Annotated in this window: 17 protein-coding genes and 2 tRNA genes; 8 read left to right on the top strand and 11 right to left on the bottom strand. The window is 44.4% G+C overall.

The genetic code is table 11. The annotated features are described in order from the left end of the window. Positions 1 to 101: 101 nt before the first annotated feature. The 5 genes from accD (at position 102) to purF (ending at position 5,038) form a co-directional block, all read left to right on the top strand. Positions 102 to 950 (top strand): acetyl-CoA carboxylase, carboxyltransferase subunit beta, encoded by an 849-nt coding sequence (accD, locus tag QR722_RS13180; RefSeq protein WP_286283337.1) that lies wholly within the window; start codon positions 102 to 104, stop codon positions 948 to 950. Next, positions 950 to 2,233, top strand: a complete 1,284-nt coding sequence (gene folC / locus QR722_RS13175; RefSeq protein ID WP_286283336.1) for a bifunctional tetrahydrofolate synthase/dihydrofolate synthase — start codon at positions 950 to 952, stop codon at positions 2,231 to 2,233. Before accD ends, folC begins: the two co-directional genes overlap by 1 nt. Before the next feature lie 54 nt (positions 2,234 to 2,287). Beyond that, positions 2,288 to 2,935: an SPOR domain-containing protein gene (locus QR722_RS13170; protein WP_286283335.1), complete on the top strand. Its 648-nt coding sequence runs from the start codon at positions 2,288 to 2,290 to the stop codon at positions 2,933 to 2,935. A 75-nt stretch (positions 2,936 to 3,010) separates the two neighbouring features. Further along, on the top strand, positions 3,011 to 3,502 hold the full coding sequence (locus QR722_RS13165; protein ID WP_286283334.1) for a CvpA family protein: 492 nt from the start codon (positions 3,011 to 3,013) through the stop codon (positions 3,500 to 3,502). Positions 3,503 to 3,511: 9 nt separating this feature from the next. Continuing rightward, positions 3,512 to 5,038 (top strand): amidophosphoribosyltransferase, encoded by a 1,527-nt coding sequence (purF, locus tag QR722_RS13160; protein WP_286283332.1) that lies wholly within the window; start codon positions 3,512 to 3,514, stop codon positions 5,036 to 5,038. Between the two features lie 82 nt (positions 5,039 to 5,120). Here purF and rnt read toward each other — a convergent pair whose 3' ends face one another. After that, complete coding sequence (rnt, locus tag QR722_RS13155; protein ID WP_286283330.1) at positions 5,121 to 5,771, bottom strand: ribonuclease T; 651 nt, start codon at positions 5,769 to 5,771, stop codon at positions 5,121 to 5,123. Between the two features lie 284 nt (positions 5,772 to 6,055). On the opposite strand from rnt, the gene QR722_RS13150 reads away from it, so the two are divergent. Beyond that, on the top strand, positions 6,056 to 6,919 hold the full coding sequence (locus QR722_RS13150) for a flagellar protein MotY (RefSeq protein ID WP_286283329.1): 864 nt from the start codon (positions 6,056 to 6,058) through the stop codon (positions 6,917 to 6,919). 33 nt (positions 6,920 to 6,952) lie between these two features. Here the strand turns inward: QR722_RS13150 and glpQ are convergent, their stop codons facing one another. The 10 genes from glpQ to QR722_RS13100 all read right to left on the bottom strand — a co-directional run bounded on the left by glpQ (position 6,953) and on the right by QR722_RS13100 (position 15,231). Next, complete coding sequence (glpQ, locus tag QR722_RS13145) at positions 6,953 to 7,978, bottom strand: glycerophosphodiester phosphodiesterase (RefSeq protein WP_286283328.1); 1,026 nt, start codon at positions 7,976 to 7,978, stop codon at positions 6,953 to 6,955. Between the two features lie 470 nt (positions 7,979 to 8,448). Beyond that, positions 8,449 to 9,108, bottom strand: a complete 660-nt coding sequence (gene nth / locus QR722_RS13140; protein ID WP_286283327.1) for an endonuclease III — start codon at positions 9,106 to 9,108, stop codon at positions 8,449 to 8,451. A 27-nt stretch (positions 9,109 to 9,135) separates the two neighbouring features. Next, the gene (locus QR722_RS13135) at positions 9,136 to 9,834 is read right to left on the bottom strand and encodes an electron transport complex subunit E (protein ID WP_286283326.1); all 699 of its coding nucleotides are present in this window, start codon (positions 9,832 to 9,834) and stop codon (positions 9,136 to 9,138) included. 1 nt (position 9,835) lies between these two features. After that, positions 9,836 to 10,492 carry an electron transport complex subunit RsxG gene (gene rsxG, locus QR722_RS13130; RefSeq protein ID WP_286283325.1) on the bottom strand — a complete coding sequence of 219 codons (657 nt, stop codon included), beginning with the start codon at positions 10,490 to 10,492 and terminating at the stop codon, positions 9,836 to 9,838. A gap of 3 nt (positions 10,493 to 10,495) precedes the next feature. Continuing rightward, on the bottom strand, positions 10,496 to 11,608 hold the full coding sequence (gene rsxD / locus QR722_RS13125; RefSeq protein ID WP_286283324.1) for an electron transport complex subunit RsxD: 1,113 nt from the start codon (positions 11,606 to 11,608) through the stop codon (positions 10,496 to 10,498). A 6-nt stretch (positions 11,609 to 11,614) separates the two neighbouring features. Further along, positions 11,615 to 13,750: an electron transport complex subunit RsxC gene (gene rsxC / locus QR722_RS13120; protein WP_286283323.1), complete on the bottom strand. Its 2,136-nt coding sequence runs from the start codon at positions 13,748 to 13,750 to the stop codon at positions 11,615 to 11,617. Positions 13,751 to 13,760: 10 nt separating this feature from the next. Continuing rightward, a complete protein-coding gene (gene rsxB / locus QR722_RS13115; protein ID WP_286283322.1) occupies positions 13,761 to 14,315 on the bottom strand; it encodes an electron transport complex subunit RsxB in 555 nt (184 codons plus the stop codon). Beyond that, positions 14,315 to 14,896 carry an electron transport complex subunit RsxA gene (rsxA, locus tag QR722_RS13110; protein WP_286283320.1) on the bottom strand — a complete coding sequence of 194 codons (582 nt, stop codon included), beginning with the start codon at positions 14,894 to 14,896 and terminating at the stop codon, positions 14,315 to 14,317. The genes rsxB and rsxA overlap by 1 nt, the downstream gene beginning before the upstream one ends. 160 nt (positions 14,897 to 15,056) lie before the next feature. After that, positions 15,057 to 15,133 (bottom strand) — tRNA-Asn (locus QR722_RS13105). A gap of 21 nt (positions 15,134 to 15,154) precedes the next feature. Continuing rightward, positions 15,155 to 15,231, bottom strand: a tRNA-Asn gene (locus QR722_RS13100). 991 nt (positions 15,232 to 16,222) lie between these two features. Here QR722_RS13100 and QR722_RS13095 point away from each other — a divergent pair. Together QR722_RS13095 and uvrB are read left to right on the top strand one after the other, a co-directional pair. Then, entirely contained in the window at positions 16,223 to 17,602 is a 1,380-nt protein-coding gene (locus QR722_RS13095) for an MATE family efflux transporter (RefSeq protein ID WP_286283319.1), read from the top strand. A gap of 5 nt (positions 17,603 to 17,607) precedes the next feature. Beyond that, positions 17,608 to 19,626: an excinuclease ABC subunit UvrB gene (uvrB, locus tag QR722_RS13090; RefSeq protein ID WP_286283318.1), complete on the top strand. Its 2,019-nt coding sequence runs from the start codon at positions 17,608 to 17,610 to the stop codon at positions 19,624 to 19,626. The last annotated feature ends 94 nt before the right edge of the window (positions 19,627 to 19,720 follow it).

The following is a 19,720-nucleotide window of genomic DNA, read 5'->3' as shown; positions in this document are numbered from 1 at the left end:
AAGCAAACTATGCTTTAATGGCTTCAATAATTGATTAGACTTTAATTTTTTGCGGAAAAGGCAGTATTAGGCTGCGACTTGCCGCATTTAGGATGTGTTAAATGAGTTGGATACAAAAGATTTTACCTCGCACTCAATCTTCAATTAAGAGTAACGTGCCTGAAGGTATCTGGACCAAATGTGGTTCTTGTGGAGCGGTTCTGTATAAAACGGAATTAGAAAAACAGTTAGAAGTATGCCCCAAATGCGATCATCACATGCGAATTACGGCCAGAGCTAGGTTGAATTCGTTTTTAGACCAAACCGATCGCAAAGAACTAGGTGAAGAGCTGGAGCCACAGGATATTCTTAAGTTTCGTGACTCTAAGCGTTACAAAGACCGTCTTAGTGCAGCGCAAAAAGCGACGAATGAGAAAGATGCATTAGTCGCTATGCAAGGTAAACTCAAAGGAATGCCCATTGCTTGCGTGGCGTTTGAATTTTCCTTTATGGGTGGCTCAATGGCCTCCGTCGTGGGGGCACGTTTTGTAAAGGCGGTAGAAGCCTGTTTAGAGCATAATATGCCACTAGTGTGTTTTTCTACTAGTGGAGGCGCTCGAATGCAAGAAGCATTATTCTCATTAATGCAAATGGCTAAAACCAGTGCAGCTTTAGCGCGAATGAGTAAACAGGGCCTGCCTTATATATCAGTGTTAACCGATCCGACTATGGGCGGTGTATCGGCCAGTCTTGCGATGTTGGGTGATATCAATGTCGCTGAACCCAAAGCATTGATTGGTTTTGCCGGTCCTCGTGTTATTGAGCAGACAGTCCGTGAAACCTTACCAGATGGTTTCCAACGCAGTGAATTTTTGGTAGAAAAAGGTGCGATTGATATGATTGTCGATCGTCGTGAAATGCGTGACACCATTCATCGTCTTTTGAGTAAATTACACACTAAACAGCACTAATGACAAAGCCAGAATCTTTCCCAAACCAGGATAAACCATGTTTATCCTGGTCTCTTGCCATGTGGCAAGATTACTTACAAGCTATCCATCCTAAAAATATCGAAATGGGCTTAGAGCGCTGCCAGCAAGTATTGGTTAATATGGCAATTGATTTGTCACACTCAAAAATTATAACGGTCGCGGGCACCAACGGTAAAGGCACGACTTGCAGAATGATTGAGCAGGGCTTGTTGACTGCCAATCATACTATAGCTGTTTACAGCTCCCCACACCTCGTTGATTACAAAGAAAGACTACGAATCGACGGCGTAATGCTCAGTGATGCGGAACATATTGCCGCATTTATGCAGGTTGAACAGGCCCGTCAGAGTGTATCGCTAACCTTTTTTGAGTTTGCCACTTTGGCGGCTTTAGCGCTGATAGCTAATAATCGGCCAGAGTATGTATTGCTTGAGGTGGGCCTAGGAGGACGCCTAGATGCAGTGAATATTATTGACCCTGATATGGCTGTTATCACTAGTATAGATTTGGATCATCAAGATTGGCTGGGCGACAGCCGTGCGCAAATTGCGATAGAAAAAGCAGGAATTATGCGACCCTTGATTACTGTGGTAATTGGCGAACCTGATCCACCCGATACCTTACTTGAGCAGGTACAACAGTTTGAAGCAAATGCCTTTTGGCAAGGGCAAGATTTTAGCTATCAGCAACATCAACATGATTGGTCTTGGCGTAACGATGAATTTCAACTAAATAATTTGCCGCTACCGTCCATTCCGATGCAAAATGCTTCAACCGCTCTACAAGTTCTTGGTTTATTAAAAATCAACTTGCAGCAAGAGTGGGTAGTTTCATTAATTGAAGACACCCAACTGCCAGGACGTTTCCAGACCATATCATCGCAGCCAACTATAGTTTTGGATGTTGCGCACAACCCGCAAGCAACCCGCTATTTGGCGACTAAAATAGCTCAACAGGACTATCAAAGTTTGCACTTGGTGGTGGCAATGTTGGGAGACAAAGATATCGCTTCGAGTCTATCGCCACTTCAGCCGTTCAATGCCACCTGGCATGTTGCTTCGTTGGATGTGCCAAGAGGTGCTGATCACAGTCAAATAAAATCTGTGCTCAATCCCACTCAAACAGTGTTAGAATTCAAGGAAGTTTGGCAAGCGTACGAAAGTGCTCTTGAGCAAGCGAAGGTAGATGACTTGATTATAGTGTTCGGATCATTTTTTACCGTTAGTCAGGTTATGCAAAAACGGGCTAATCGAACAACTTAATTAAGCCGGTGTCAATTCAACGTAACTGTGTTTTCGAACAAAAAGGATAATTCTTTGTCTTCAGCGTTACAAAACCGATTAGTGGGTACTATCATAATCGTTGCTTTAGCAGTGATTTTTCTGCCGGATATATTAGACGGTAAAAAACAAACCTCAGAAGATGTGTTTGTTTCTTTACCTGAAAGACCTCAAATGGCTGCGGTTCAAAGCGCCGAAAGTTTTCCTGCCGAACAGGTGAAACAACAAACGATTCGCAAAGCTGAAATAATTCCTGATGTAGCTACTGATGATTTTGATATAGCAAATAATGAAGCTGCCACGATCGAGTCTGCCGATGCTTCTCCTAGTTCGTCGGCTTCAAATCAACCTAGTGGTGTAGATGTTGATCGGGCTATTGTCGATCCAGCTGAACAAAACACCGCAACTCAACCCGCTACCCAGAACGATAATTTGTTAGCGGATGCCGGTTGGGTAGTGCAGTTGGGTGTATTTAGACATCAAAAAAATGTTCGAGAATTGCTCAGTACACTGCGTAATGCGGGTTATCGGGCATTTAGCCGGCCAGTGAAAACCAGTACTGGGGAGCTGACCAAAGTGTTTGTCGGACCTGAATTGGACAAAGAAAAATTAGCTAAAGCGCTCCCCCATTTACGTGAGTTGACCAACCTTCAAGGTCGAATAAGTCCTTTCACAGTAAAATGAATGCTAGAAAAAACTTCTATCTCTGGTAGAATGCGCGCGATTTTAACGAACCAATAATAGTGTGACTGTGTCATTATGAATTGGATAGACTTCACCATTATCGGTGTTATCGCAATCTCCACCATCATTAGTTTGATCCGTGGATTCGTCAAAGAAGCCATTTCTTTGGCCATTTGGTTCGCTGCCTTTTTTATCGCCAGCCAATTTTATGAGTTCCTTGCTGTTTACATGACTAAGTTTGATGATCAGATGGTCAGAAACGGCGTCTCTATCGCTATTCTATTTGTCAGTACTTTGATTTTAGGTGGCCTGATAAATTATTTGATAGCGCAGCTTGTGCAGTTTACCGGCTTAACCGGTACCGACCGCGCCCTTGGCTCTGTTTTCGGCGTATTAAGAGGTGTGCTGATTGTCAGCGCCGCATTATTCTTTTTAGATACATTTACGACTTCATCTGAATCCACTTGGTGGATTGAATCAATTCTTATTGCTGAATTTACCCCGATTATTGAGTGGTTTTTCAGCTTTATTCAAGATAACTCCAGTTTTTTAACACCGAATAAGTAGGTAATTTGCATGTGTGGTATTGTCGGAATAGTCGGGAAAAGTGCAGTTAATCAATCGCTTTATGACGCGCTAACTGTATTGCAACACCGTGGACAGGATGCTGCTGGAATCGTCACCATAGATGAGGGAATGTTTCACTTGCGTAAAGGCAACGGCCTAGTTCGGGATGTTTTTCATAATCGTCATATGCAGAGGTTAACGGGGCAGTTTGGGATTGGCCATGCACGCTACCCAACTGCAGGAACGTCCAGTTCAGCTGAAGCACAGCCGTTTTACGTAAATTCCCCCTTCGGTATAGCCTTTGCCCACAATGGCAATCTCACCAATGCTCATGAATTGCAAGATGAAGTGTTCAGAATTGCCCGACGTCATATTAATACCACCTCTGATTCAGAGTTATTATTGAATATATTTGCCCATGAGTTACAAAACTGTGCGGGTTTAACTTTAACCGCCGATGAAGTATTTGCTGCGGTGTCTAAAGTGCATAAGAAAATTCGCGGTGCCTACGCCGTGGTTGCTGCTGTGATTGGCAATGGTATGGTGGCATTTCGTGACCCTTTCGGTATCCGCCCATTAGCGTTAGGTAAGCGCAAAACCGAACTAGGCGATGAATACATGGTCGCCTCGGAAAGTGTTGCACTGGATGCCGTCGGTTTTACCTTTATTCGTGATGTTGCCCCAGGCGAAGCAGTTTATGTTACCGAAGCCGGCGAATTACACACCCAACAATGCGCCGAAAACCCGATGAATGCGCCATGCATTTTCGAATTTGTTTACTTCGCTCGCCCTGACTCGTTCATCGACGGGATCTCGGTTTATGCCTCACGGGTAAACATGGGCAAAAAGCTGGGTCAAAAAATTGCTAAAGAGTGGGCCGATTTAGACATAGATGTGGTTATCCCTATTCCAGAAACATCGATGGATGTTGCCTTGCAAATAGCCATTGAGCTAGACCTACCTTATCGCCAAGGTTACGTAAAGAACCGTTATATTGGTAGAACCTTTATCATGCCTGGGCAAACCATGCGACGTAAGTCAGTACGTCGTAAACTTAATGCAATCAAGTCTGAATTTAAAGGCAAGAACGTATTGTTGGTCGATGATTCCATCGTCCGTGGTACTACCTCAGAGCAAATTATCGAGATGGCTAGGGAGTCAGGGGCTAAGAAAGTTTACTTCGCGTCAGCAGCTCCTGAGATTCGTTTCCCAAATGTATATGGCATAGATATGCCAAGTGCTAACGAATTGATTGCCTATGGGCGAGAATTGGATGAGATCAGCGAGTTGATTAAGGCTGACGGTTTGATTTTCCAAGATATTAAAGATTTAGTCGACGCGGTCAGAGAAGAAAACCCAGCCATTACGCGGTTCGAAACTTCAGTATTTGATGGTAAGTATATCACCGGAGACGTTGATCAAGGCTACCTAGAAAGGATCGATGTGGCCCGCTCTGAAGGTGCTAAGAACGCGGTGATCCAGACCGAGCTGAGTAACCTTGAAATGCATAATATGGATTTAGACAACGACGACTAATCATTCACTGATCAGATGTTATCGAAAAGCAAAAAGGGCAACATCAATGATGTTGCCCTTTTTGCTTTTTTATTAGATAGATTTACAAAGAGCTAGTCACTGTCGCCTGTTGTAATGGCCAACCACCTAGGGTTTTCCATTTATTCACCATAAAACAAAACAATTCTGCGGTTTTAGCTGTGTCGTATAAAGCGGAGTGAGCTTCACGTTGATCAAACTCGATAGCAGCCGCTTCACAAGCTTTGACCAGCACGGTTTGGCCCAAGGTCAACCCCGCTAAACTAGTCGTGTCAAAGGATACAAATGGATGAAATGGAGAGCGTTTAATATTACTCCGTTCTAGTGCTGCATTGACGAAGCCTTGATCGAAAGCAGCATTGTGAGCAACGATAACGGAGCGCTGACAATCTGCATTTTTTTGAGCTTTACGGACCTGCTTGCATAAGTCTTTAATTGCATCAGTTTCGTCAATTGAGCCGCGCAGCGCGCAATATGGATCGATGCCGTTAAAATCAATAGCCGCCTGTACGATATTCGCGCCCTCAAAGGGGTTGATGTGATAATGAAATGTCTGATCCGCTTTCAATAGTCCATTTGAATCCATTTTCAAGGTCACAGCCGCTAATTCTAATAATGCATCGGTTTGAGCGTTAAAACCCGCAGTCTCCACATCAATAACAACGGGGAAATAACCTCTGAAGCGCTGACTAAGCAAGTGAACTGTGTCTGACATGACGACCTAAATGATTGACCAATTAAGCGACCATTATGTCAATCTTTGCCAGACTCTGCCACAGACATCACCGTTAAGTGCACCAAACGATTGTTTTTTGCTCGCCAAAGCGTTTTTATCATGGTCATGCTTTTATTTCAGTTAGCGTACAAATCCCATGGCTGCTATTATTTAGCGAGTTTGGATTTAGCTTTCTAGATTGCCACAGCAAAAATTAAACCTTTTCGGCAAATTGTCGATACTAGTGTAGATTGCTAACTCGATTGATTGGATACCAAAGTGATATGAAAAAATGCGCTTTAGCACTGTGTATGACGCTTAGCTTTTCTGCGCAAGCGGGATTGCGCCATTATTCTGCGCCGGTAGAAGCTTCTCAATGGCAGGTAAGTGAAAAAAGTCGATTGCAATGTACCTTGCAACATCAATTGCCGGGCTATGGTCAAGCGATGTTTACCAGTACTGCATCGAAACAACTTAATATGGAGTTTGAACTGGACATGCTGCGTTTGCCGAATAATTACGGCATGGCTGCGGTATATTCAGTGCCACCAACGTGGATGCCCGGACAGCAGCAAAAAGAAATCGCTAATATGCCAATCCGCAAACAATACAATGGCGACTTGCCCGAAAAAGCGGCATGGACCATGCTGTCTGAGCTGGAAAAAGGTTATTGGCCCACCTTGTATTATCAAGATTGGTACAGTGATTTTGATCGTATCGCAGTGGGTCTCAATGCAAGCAATTTCAGTCAACCCTATGTTGAGTTTGCCCAGTGTGTGGCGAATCTTTTACCTTTTGCGTTCGATGATATTGCCTATACAGTGCTAAGTTATCAAAGCAACAGCGTGGATTTAACCAAATACTCGAAAAAGCGTTTGCAAATGATCGGTGATTATTTAAAAGAAGACACCGACTTAGAGCTAGTGTTATTGGATGGTTACAGTGATAGCTACGGTGGTCAATGGAATAATACTCAATTGTCAATCCGCCGTGCTGTGGAGATAAAAAGTTTCTTTAGTGAACTAGGGGTCGATCCCACTAGAATTGAGGTCACTGGCCATGGAGAACGTCGCCATGCGGCCGCAAATAATAATAAAATGTCCCGTGCAAAAAACCGTCGCGTTGTGATCAGAATGGCTAAACCTTAGGTTTAGCCATTCAACGGATTAGTCAAACTAAAGCTATTGAGCCTGTTGGTGAAGGTCCTTTTCGTGTAGTCTCTTTTGGTATAAATAATTTACCGCCACATCGGTGAAGTCAGTAAATATCCCGTCTACCTCGACCTTATCAAACAAAATGGTGAGTAACTCGTCAGCGCCCATTGCTGGTGGTAGTTCATCTACTCTAAAAGTATATGGATGGATTAATAAAGCATTCTGCTTAGCATTCGCCGCCAGCGGGGTAGGCTGCATCTTGTCCAGATCAAACAACTGTGGCACCCACGGACCTATACCTTGGGCGACTTTGGCTATTTCTGCTAGCCCTGGTGATGATTGCAGGTAATCGTAGTCGGAGCTTGACTCATGCCAACTGTTATCCGCCAGTAATTGAATTAATTTTACCTTTGCGCCTAATTCGTTGCGAATCCGCTTAGTTTCGGCAAAATCAAAACATTGTATGAATACCATGCTATCGGCACTATCCAGCTGGTGCTTGCGTAAAACCTTTAATACTATTTTACTGATATCAACTCCTTGTTGACGATGCCATGCAGGAGACTTGATTTCAGGATACAGCCCCACCTGCTTATTGAATTGACGGTTAAGCTGCTGAATTAATTCTATATGCTGCTCAAAAGTAGCAATGCGGAAGGGTGACAACCCCTGATATCTAGATGGAAAAACCTGATTGTTATCGCTATCAGTTCGTTCATGCTTGTGTAGTTGTTGTAACTCAGCCAAGGTGAAGTCCAGGGCGTAAAAGCGTCCGTCAGGGCGGTGGCGGTCAGGGAATACCTGTTCCACATCGGTTACTGACTCTAAATGGATATCGTGCAGTACCACTGGAACCCCATCTTTACTAAGCACTAGGTCTTGCTCAATAAAATCGGCACCTTGGGCAAAAGCCAAAATAGCCGCCTCCAAAGTATGTTCAGGTAAATAGCCTGATGCGCCTCGATGAGCAATAACTAAAGGCTTCGCCCAAGCTTGTTGTACAGACAATACCAGAACAGCCCTGAACAACAGTTTATATATTATTCTTCTCATTCATCTATCCCATAGATAGTTAATCTTAGCTGGCTAGGTTAAAACTATAGTGTGACTTTTTGGTGAAAAAATAGATTACTCATCAAAATAGTGTACCGCAAAATCTACAACTAATTGACAACACTATTCCCAAGACACCCATCGCAATGAACCTGCAATTTAAGATGGCTGTCTCAGCAACCCGCGATGGCTGTCTCAGCGACCAACCAATGCGGTCTCAGCGACCAGCTTTTCAACTTTGTTGCCTTACGAGCATCTGCAGGCAGTGTTGCAATAGGGCCTAATAAAGCTGCTCAAGCCTGCGGCAATCCTTAATCATGGGATAAGTAAACGAACGAGAAAGTAAATCTGGCTGAGCCCAACAGCCCCCTAACTATGGGGGCTGTATTTTTGTGGCGAAATTATATCTAGAAAAAGAGATAAAGCATTAGCATGATTTTAAAATTCAGCTTTAACGGGGCAAAAGTTAGCTATTCGGTTTTATCTTTGAAGTCACATATGTCTTCAATAATACAAGAGCCGCATCGAGGTTTACGTGCAATACAGGTGTATCTGCCATGTAGAATTAACCAGTGGTGCAAATCAAAAAAGAACTCGGTTTTATGCGGGGTGTTTTTGATGATATTTTTTTCGGTCTCTTCTACGGTTTTACCTTTTGCATAGCCTGTGCGGTTGGCGACGCGCTGTATGTGAGTATCCACTGCAATGAAGTAATTACCTTGGTCGTCTTTGAGCTGGCCGAAGGCTGAATTTAACACCACGTTAGCCGTTTTTCGTCCAACCCCGGGCAAGGCTTCTAATGCCGCGCGATTTTCCGGTACATGAGAGTTGTGCTGTTCTATCAAGATTTTGCAGGTTTTAATGACATTGGCGGCCTTGGCATTAAACAGCCCAATGGTTTTGATGTAGTGCTTGAGGCCTTCCACGCCTAAGTCGTAGATCGCCTGCGGAGTATTAGCCACTGGATAGAGTTTGTCTGTGGCTTTATTGACTCCCACATCAGTGGCCTGGGCCGAGAGAATAACCGCAATCAGCAACTCAAATGGAGTCGTATAATTGAGCTCTGTGACAGGATTGGGGTTGTGGGCCCGCAAGCGGGTTAACATTTCAAGGCGTGTGTGTTTATTCATAATAATACTTTACTACAATCTGGCTGATTAAGTTTCGGTAGTGACCCGGGCCCGTGTTACCGCTTTGTCTGTTGTCGGTGTTTCAATCCAAGACTCTACTCGATTATTAAGCGCATTTTTTAAGGCGATTAATAAGCCCATTCCTAAAAATGCGCCTGGGGGCAATATTGCCAATAGAAAAGGACTTTCGGTTTCAAATACGGTAAGTTTGAGCACGCTGGCCCAATCACCTAACAATAGGTTAGCACCAGAGAATAACGTGCCATAACCCAATAACTCGCGCATTCCACCTAGGATCATCAACACGGCCGTAAAGCCAACCCCCATCATCAAGCCATCAAATGCCGCATACTTAACCGGATTTTTTGATGCATAGGCCTCGGCGCGACCAATAATGGCGCAGTTGGTCACAATTAGCGGAATAAATATGCCTAATGTTTCATATAAATTGAATGTGTAGGCGTTCATGAGTAGTTGGATCACCGTCACAAAGGCGGCAATCACCATCACAAATATCGGGATACGTATTTCATTTGGCACCATATTACGCACCAATGACACAGTGCAGTTTGAACCAATTAACACCAGTGTAGTGGCCAAGCCTAAGCCCAAGCCGTTGATCACTGTCATGGTAACGGCAAGTAATGGACACAAGCCTAATAGCTGCACTATAGCGGGGTTATTTTTCCATAAACCCTGCCAGCTAAGCTCTTGATATTGGTTCATGTTAGGATCCTCCCGCGGCAGAGTCTTTGCTATGTTCGCAGATACCTTCAGCGGCAAACAGCTCTGTCTGATGTTGCTGGAAATAAAGTATGCTATTTTTTACTGCATTTACCACCGCTCTTGGGGTAATAGTTGCACCGGTAAATTGATCGAATTGACCACCGTCCTTTTTAACTTGCCAGGCTTGTAATCCCTGAACAGCGATAGATTTACCGTTAAAATCGAGGACCCAATCGCTGACTCGTAACTCAATCTTATCTCCCAATCCTGGTGTTTCTTTATGCTCTAGCACGCGCACACCAGCTACTTCACCGTCGATTTTAATGCCAACGATCAACTCAATTTTTCCGCTATATCCATTAGCTGCGGTCACCTCGAGTGCAGCAGCTACAGGTGCTCCCTGCATTCTCGCAAAATACACCCGGTGGGCTTCATCGCTACCTAAGAATTCTGCATTGTAGACATCCGTGCAATCATGATGAATATCGTTGTTATAAGATGAAGGAGGTATTATTGCACTCAAAATCGACAGCCTTTTTTGTACCTGCTGTTCGGTTATCTTGTCTTTGGTGCCCACAAAAGTGAGCGCAATCAAGGCTGTGGTAGCTAATGCGAAACTACTCAGAATTAGGCCATTTTGGAGTACACTCTTTTTCATTGACTAATCCTTGCGCTGGGATGATTTGCTTTCAGCGGATTTCACTACAATGTTCTTTTTGTGATCTGAATGGTGTCCGTAAGTTCTTGGTCGGGTGTAATAATCAATCAAGGGTACGGCCATATTCATAATTAACACCGCAAAGGCGATGGCATCAGGATATCCCCCCCAAGTGCGAATTATATATATCCAAGCACCAATGCCGAATCCAAAAATTATCCGCCCACGATTGGTGGTAGAGGCGGATACCGGATCAGTTGCGATAAAAAATGCCCCGAGCATAAAGCCGCCACTGAAAAGATGGAATATCGGGTCGCTGTATACGCCGTTGTCTACCATATACATCACAAGTGATAAACAAACCATGCCTGCTATCACGCCCGCTGGTATATGCCAATTAATCACTTTAGTCTTTAATAAGTATAAGCCCCCCAACAGATAGGCAATATTTATCTCAAACCAGCCGACCCCTAGACCAGATTCGAACATCGCCAGTTGACCGCTCTCTTGTACGGTCATTCCTTGCGATACCGCAGTTTTAACCGCGTCTAATGGTGTTGCCATGGTGTAACCATCGATATGGGTTCGCAACTGCTCGATGCTATAGCCATCAGCGCTGAAACCGGTAAATACGATGCTAACAGAATCCATAAAGCTTTGCGGAAACTGACTCAATGATTGTGGAATGGCCCAAGTAGACATCTCTACCGGAAAAGACACTAACAACATGACGTATGCGGCCATGGCGGGATTAAATAAGTTAAATCCTAAACCACCATATAGTTGCTTAACGATGGCAATAGCGAAAAAACTGCCAATAACGGTTATCCACCAAGGTGCGAGAGGCGGAATACTAACAGCAATTAAAAAGGCCGTTAGCAAGGCACTGCAGTCTTTGATGGCCACTTCAAAATTTTTCTTACGCATCTCTAAAAGCGTCGCTTCGGTTACTACCACTGTAATAGCTGCGATGGCAAAGTGTATTATCGCCCCCCATCCGAAAAACCATGTTTGCAATGCAATTGCGGGCAAGCCTGCATAAATTACCAGACGCATAACTTGACCAGTGGTGCGCTTCACGCGCTGATGGGGAGAACTGGCTATTTTAAAACCCATATAAAATTACTTTTCATCCTCATTTGGATCAGTTTGCTTGGCCGCAGCCCGTTTTGCCTTGGCTTTGACCACGGCGGCAGCAACTTTCTGCTTTTTAAGTTGCTCTGGGGTTAATTCCGTCGAGGCAGGCTCAACCTCCTGCTCACTTCGTTCAGTTGGGGTTGGTTGTTCTGCTGGCGATGACTCAGCCTGTTTAGCTGCGGCTCGTTTTGCCTTGGCTTTGGCCACGGCGGCCGCAACTTTCTGTTTCTTTAAATGCTCTGGATCTAATGGTGCTGCAGCTGATTGCTCAATACTTTCAATTTCTTTTGCAGGAACAGACGCTTGGCCAGAAGCGGCTTGTTTAACCGCCTCTCGTTTGGCTTTGGCTTTAGCAATTGCGGCGGCAATTTTTTGCTGTTTAACCGGTTGATTGGTAGTCGTCGCATTAGTATCAACCTCCGGTTTAGCCGTTGCTTTGGCCGCTTCACGCTTTGCTTTTGCTCTGGCTATAGCCGCCGCGACTTTGTCTTGCTTATCTGTGCTTGCAGCGGCCGACTCGCTTGTCAGGTTTTGGTCGGTAGTCTGGATGTCTGTTTCTTGGTTTTGTAGCTTTTTGGCCTTGGCTCGAGCCAACGCAGCACTGATTTTATCTTTAGCGTCGCTACCTTTCTCACTCATCGCATTACGACGAGCTTCAGCTGCCTTGGAGTGCTTTTCATCGCGCTCTCGTTGCTCAGCCTCTAAACGTTGCTTACGGGCCTCAAAACGCTCTCTGGCTTTGTCTGCTTGGTCTTTTTCTCGCTCTTGTGTGCGTATGTCTGCTTTGGCAATGCGATAGTAATGTACCAGCGGAATTTCACTCGGGCAGACATAAGCACAAGCACCACATTCGATACAGTCAAATAAATTGTATTCTTGCGCTTTATCATACTCTTTGGCTTTGCTGTGCCAGAATAATTGCTGCGGCAGCAGGCTGGCTGGGCAGGCATCTGCACAAGCACTACAGCGTATGCAAGGCTGCTCCGGTCCGGGCTCATCGACTTCAGCCGAAGAGGGGGCCAAAATACAGTTTGTCATTTTCACCACTGGAACGTCATTGCTCAACAACTCGAAACCCATCATCGGGCCACCCATGATAATTTTCCGGTGGCGCTGTTTGTGCTCGCGGTATTTACCTTGTTCAAGTAGGTATGAGATGGGAGTGCCAATTGGCGCCCAAATGTTTTGTGGATATTTAAACGCTTCTCCGGTCAGGGTTACCACCCGCTTAACTAATGGCTTACCACTTAAAACGGCATCGGCAATGGCAAAGCAGGTGCCCACGTTTTGCATGATCACCCCAACATCAATGGGGAGCCCTTTCCCCGGCACTTCACGGTTGGTTAGCACTTGGATAAGTTGTTTCTCGCCGCCTGCTGGATACTTGGTTGGAATTGAGACTACACGGTATTTGGCATTTTCCTGACAGGCCACTTGCATGGCCTCAATCGCTTCGGGTTTATTGTCTTCAATGGCCACTAACACAATTTTGGGGCTAAGCAGATGGGCTAAAATATCGATCCCCTGTCGTATCTGCCATGCGTGTTCCCGCATCAGTCGGTCATCTGAGCTGATATAGGGTTCGCATTCCACCCCATTGATAATCAAAAATTCGACATTTTTCTTCGGTGAAGCCTTAATGTGGGTGGGAAACCCTGCACCACCCATGCCGCTTATCCCCGCGCTACAAATAGCTTCTACAATTTTCGCTTTTGGTTTGGTTTGATAATCTAAAATCGGTTTTAAATCAATCCATGTTTCAAACTCATCGGTGCGTAATTCCACACACAACTCGGGTAACCCTGAGGGATGTGCTGATACGTGAGGACCAATCCGCACTATGCTGCCAGAAGCGGGTGCGTGCACCGGAACGGCAAATGGATTGGTACTCTTGGTCAGTGCTTGTCCTTTTAAGACGCGTTCACCTTCTTTGACTATTAAGCTGCCTTCTACCCCTATATGTTGCTTGACGGCGATGAAAAGCGTGGGCGGCAGCGGTATTTCTTTGATATTGCTGTGATTGGATAGTTCTTTTAGCCCAGGCGGATGCACTCCGCCTGGGAAGTCCCAAAGTCTGCCCTGATTAAGTCGGTCTACAATATCGTCAAATTCGTTATACAAAAAAGATCCTTTAACTTACTTGTTTCACATCTATGGCATTCATCTGCCAGCGCCAAGATGCAGCCGTTTCCGAAATAGGTATCATATCTATGCAATCGACAGGGCAGGGATCAACACAGAGGTCACAACCGGTGCATTCATCTTCAAGTACTGTGTGCATTTGTTTTGCTGCCCCGATAATGGCATCAACCGGACAGGCTTGTATGCATTTAGTACAGCCAATGCATTCATCTTCACGAATAAACGCGACCTTCTTTACATCTTCTTGTCCATGCGCCGCATCTAGTGGTTTAGCCTCTACTCCCATCAAATCTGCAAGTTGCTTGATAGTGGCTTCACCGCCAGGGGGGCATTTGTTAATATCATCGCCATTGGCGATTGCGTCTGCATAGGGGCGACAGCCGGGATACCCACATTGACCACATTGGGTTTGCGGTAATATTTCGTCTATTTGATCTACCAGAGGATCGCTTTCAACTTTGAAGCGAATGGCTGCATAGCCCAAGATAGCGCCAAATATTAAAGCCATAATTCCAATGGCGACTAAGGCAATCATAAAGGTCATTAAAACTTCACCAATCCACTAAAGCCCATAAATGCCAGTGACATCAGTCCTGCCGTTACCATAGCGATAGAGGCCCCTTTGAACGGAGCAGGGACGTTGGCTGCTGCAAGTCGTTCACGCATAGCCGAGAACAAGATTAACACTAGAGAAAAGCCCACTGCGGCGCCAAAGCCATAAACCACCGATTCAACAAAATTATGCTCTTGGTTGACGTTGAGTAAGGCCACACCCAGTACCGCACAATTAGTGGTGATGAGCGGCAGGAATATGCCAAGCAAACGATATAGGGTTGGACTGGTTTTGTGTACCACCATTTCAGTAAATTGGACTACAACCGCAATCACTAAAATAAAGCTCAGGGTTCTTAGATAGCCGATACCGAAAGGCTGTAATATGTAATGTTCAACCAAATAGCTGGTAAGGGAGGCTAAGGTCAGCACGAAGGTCGTTGCCATCGACATACCGATGGCCGTTTCCAATTTGTTTGAAACGCCCATAAAAGGGCATAGCCCTAAAAATTGGACCAAAACAAAGTTGTTTACCAGTACTGTGCCGATCAACAGAACTAAAAATTCACTCATGAAAAATATGCATTGCCTGACTATGACGGGATCGAGGGTATTATCTACGTTTCAGAGCTGATTAACAACTTGATATTAATAGGGATATTAAGACTGAAATTTATACAAGTGGAAAGTGTAACTAGATAGAGTATGCAGGTATCGAAGTAGTGAGCTGACTTGGCTCCCCCTCCCCGACTCGAACGGGGGACCTGCGGATTAACAGTCCGTCGCTCTAACCAACTGAGCTAAGGGGGAATCAAATTGTCAGGTTGAAATTGGCTCCCCCTCCCCGACTCGAACGGGGGACCTGCGGATTAACAGTCCGTCGCTCTAACCAACTGAGCTAAGGGGGACCGGATTTCAACGGAGGCGAATGTTAATGAGCAACACGCAATCTGTCAACACAATATCGAAGGTTTTTTAAGGAATATGTTTATTTGCTCAAATTAAATGCAGTAAAGGTGATAAAATCAACAGTCCTAGGATGTTTTATATACTGGGTTTTTGATCGAGCTAAAATGTTAAGCTGAATTTGCGATTTACACTAGGTGTGAGAGTAGTCGAAATCACCTCATTTAACCTCAAAAAGTTACTTGTTTTGGTTGACAGACTTGACAATTTCTGGGCAATTTCGGTGCCATTTTTTAATAACAATAAATGCACAATGCTAGACTAAATAGTTATAAAGAAACAGTTGATCACTGTTCGTTAGATCAGTGTTTCATAAAACTGAAACATAAAATCAAAGCTCCTAGGGTTAGTGGCGACTTACCTAAATTTTGGTCACATAACTGTAACTGGGCGCTGCAATTGAGATTAGTCCAGTTATCCACCGTTCCTGTGGATAAGTCTGTGCATAAATAGATAGGCACTATGCTTCAAATTTGTTTGATAATGTCAATATGAGAATTCACTTATTCATCAATAATATTAAAAATTATGTAAAACAGATAGATACAAATTGTTGCTGGGGGATTTTTCAAAAATGAGTATTATACTGCCCCGGCTAATCCTGCGCTGTGTGTAGTTTACTGAAAACGATTACTGAAAATGGTATTAGTGGATGAAAATTTTCAGTTTATTGGTTCAGGCCAGTGGTGAGTTGTGTTTTTAATCCAAGGCGTAAAAAAGCAGTTACACTTTATTAGGCCGCTTTTACACAGCGATTTAGCAAAAAGTTGAATTTGTTCTGTGTTATTCCTGTCATAATAGTGTTGCCAAATTTAAGCCGAAGTTTGAATTATATTTAGACCCAAAACAGGCCAGCAATTTAATACTGAGCATAGTCAATAAAATCTATATCGCTTACCATCATTCATTGAGCTAAAAAGAGATGACAATCACGTGAGTCAAACCAAGCCTTCAAGTAGAAATAATGATCTGTTAAACGCCCCGATCCCTGAAACCTTAAAGCGAATGACTTTACCTATGGTGTTGGCCATGGTGATGCTAATGACCTTTGGGTTGGTCGATACGTTTTTTGTCAGTTTACTTGGCACTGAAGAGCTTGCTGCTATCAGTTTTACATTTCCAGTTACTTTTACCATCATAAGTTTAAATATTGGCTTGGGCATAGGTGCATCTGCTGTCATTGGCCGAGCATTGGGCTCTGGCGAAACCCAAATGGCCAAGGAGTTTGCAACCGGTGCATTGATGCTTTCTTTTATCCTAGTGGGCATATTAGCGTTTATTGGTGCGTTGAGCATAGATCCTATATTTCGTCTGATGGGAGCCACGGATGAGCTTATGCCCTTTATACGAGATTACATGCTAGTGTGGTACGGTGCAGGTATTTTTCTTGCTGTTCCTATGGTGGGTAATAGCGTATTAAGAGCTTCTGGGGATACCAAAACCCCGAGTATTGTGATGGCCAGTGGCGGCTTGATAAATGCTATTCTTGACCCCATTCTTATCTTTGGTTGGGGACCGATCCCTGCCATGGGTATAAAGGGAGCTGCACTTGCCACAGCCATTGCGTGGGCAATCGGCTTAATCTACATCCTTTATCTATTGGCCTTAAAGCGAAAATTGATCCTGCCACGCCTACTAAACTGGAAAGAACTTAGGCTAACCAGTGGTGGTGTGTTAAAAATTGGATTGCCCGCAGCCGGTGCGAATATGCTTACACCTATCGCTGTTGGGGTGATCACGGCTATAGTCGCAGGTTATGGACCTGCCGCTGTAGCGGCTTGGGGAGTGGGAAGTCGACTAGAATCCATCGCAAGTATTGTGGTGTTGGCTTTATCAATGTCATTGCCACCCTTTATCAGTCAAAATTATGGTGCTAACAAGCAAGGTCGGGTTAGAAAAAGTTATACCCTGTCGCTAAATTTTGTGATTATCTTTCAATTAATGATATTTGGCATACTTTGGCTTGTCGCTCCTTACATCGCAGCCATATTTGCAGAAGATCAAACTGTTGAAGAGTTGATCACTTTGTTCTTAATGATCGTACCCTTAGGCTATGGTTTACAAGGTGTAGTTGTATTAACCAACTCATCTTTCAATGCATTACATAAACCACTGTCAGCACTGATATTAAGTATTGTACGGTTATTTGTATTCTACGTGCCTTTGGCTTACATCGGCAGTCAATGGGCTGATATCAAAGGGCTATTTTGGGGGTTGATAGTAGCGAATCTGTTTACTGCCAGTCTAGCTTACAGCTGGTTTATGCGCAGTACTAAATTATTTCAATTAGATAAGGTAAACAATGAGGTTTGATATAAGTGAGTAGAGCATTTGACTTAGTTTCGACCTATCAACCTGCAGGGGATCAGCCCAAGGCAATCGAACAATTGGTTGATGGTTTGGACAGCGGCTTAGCTAACCAAACACTGCTGGGGGTGACAGGATCCGGTAAAACCTTCACCATGGCCAATGTCATTAGTCAGGTACAGCGTCCTACCTTAATCCTTGCTCACAACAAAACCCTAGCGGCGCAGTTGTATGGTGAGATGAAAGAGTTCTTTCCCAATAATGCGGTAGAATATTTTGTCTCTTATTACGATTATTATCAACCTGAAGCCTATGTACCTAGTACCGATACCTTTATCGAAAAAGACTCCTCCATAAACGATCATATCGAGCAAATGCGGTTGTCGGCGACTAAGTCTTTGATGGAACGTCGAGACGTAGTGATAGTGTCGAGCGTTTCTGCCATATATGGTTTGGGTGACCCTAAATCCTATATGAAAATGCTATTACATCTTCGTCAGGGCGATTTGATGGATCAGCGCGCCATCCTGCGCCGTTTAGCCGAATTACAATACACCCGCAATGATGTTTCCTTTGAAAGGGGGACATTCAGAGTACGCGGGGATGTGATTGATATTTTTCCTGCGGACTCTGAAAAGCAGGGCATCCGCGTAGAGCTGTTTGATGAAGAAATCGATAATATCCGTTTGTTTGATCCTTTAACCGGCTCTGTAGAAAAAACGGTAACTCGGGTGACTGTATTCCCTAAAACCCATTATGTTACGCCAAGAGAAAAAATCCTGGCCGCTGTTGAGCATATCAAAGTTGAATTGAAAGAGCGGAAGGCGCAATTGCAATCGGTGCATAAATTGGTCGAAGAGCAGCGTATTGTTCAGCGAACTCAATTTGATATGGAGATGATGCAGGAGTTAGGCTATTGCTCGGGTATCGAAAACTACTCTCGGTATCTGTCGGGCCGTGCGCCGGGCGAACCGCCTCCAACACTTTTGGATTATTTTCCTGCCGATGGCTTGCTATTTATCGATGAGTCTCATGTAACTGTGTCGCAAATCGGCGCTATGTTTAAAGGGGATCGCTCTCGTAAAGAAACCTTGGTTGAGTTTGGCTTTAGATTGCCTTCTGCTCTGGATAATCGGCCACTCAAATTTGAAGAATTTGAGCAAATTTCCCCCCAGACTATTTATGTGTCTGCGACACCGGGCAAATATGAGATTGAGAAATCCGGCGAAGATATAGTTGAACAAGTCGTTAGACCTACCGGATTGATTGATCCTGAGATAGAAGTACGTCCTGTCGGTACTCAAGTGGATGATGTTATGTCAGAAATCCACAAGCGGGTGGCGGTTAATGAACGAATATTGGTGACGACTTTAACTAAACGGATGTCTGAGGATCTGAGTGATTACCTTGATGAACACGGTATTAAGGTGCGTTACCTGCACTCTGATATAGATACGGTTGAGCGTATCGAGATCATCCGTGATTTGCGTCTCGGAAAGTTCGATGTACTGGTCGGGATCAACCTGTTACGAGAAGGTTTGGATATGCCTGAAGTGTCCTTGGTGGCAATTTTAGATGCCGACAAAGAAGGTTTTTTGCGCTCCGACAGGGCGCTTATCCAAACCATAGGTCGAGCGGCGCGGAATATTAATGGCAAGGCCATATTATATGCAGATCGGATAACGGGCTCGATGCAGCGTGCGATGGAGGAAACTGAGCGTCGTCGCAATAAACAACGACAACACAATCTCGACAATGGGATCACTCCGACCCAATTGAATAAACCTATTACCGACATCATGGATGTAGGCGATGGTAACTCCATTGATGTTGGCGGCAAAGTAAAATTACGTAAAGTGGCTGAGGCGACTAAGAAATATCAATCTATGAACGCCACCCAATTAATGAGCAAAATTGCCGAATTGGAGAAAAGCATGTTCGTGGCAGCCCGAGAGCTTGAGTTTGAAAAAGCGGCAAGTATACGGGATGAAATTGAGGTGCTAAGAGAGCAAAGCGTTAAACTTTCCTAATAATCAGGCAGCCTAGCTAGGCTGCCTACTATTTGAGCCTGCCTCCATTGGCGCCTTCCACTTCCTTACACCCTCAGCTAGATTCAACTGGATA

This window comes from Aliiglaciecola sp. LCG003 (genome assembly GCF_030316135.1).
In the GTDB taxonomy this organism is placed as follows: Bacteria; Pseudomonadota; Gammaproteobacteria; order Enterobacterales; family Alteromonadaceae; genus Aliiglaciecola.
Note: the sequence above shows the minus strand (reverse complement) of the source record. Positions and strands in the feature narration are given on the sequence as shown.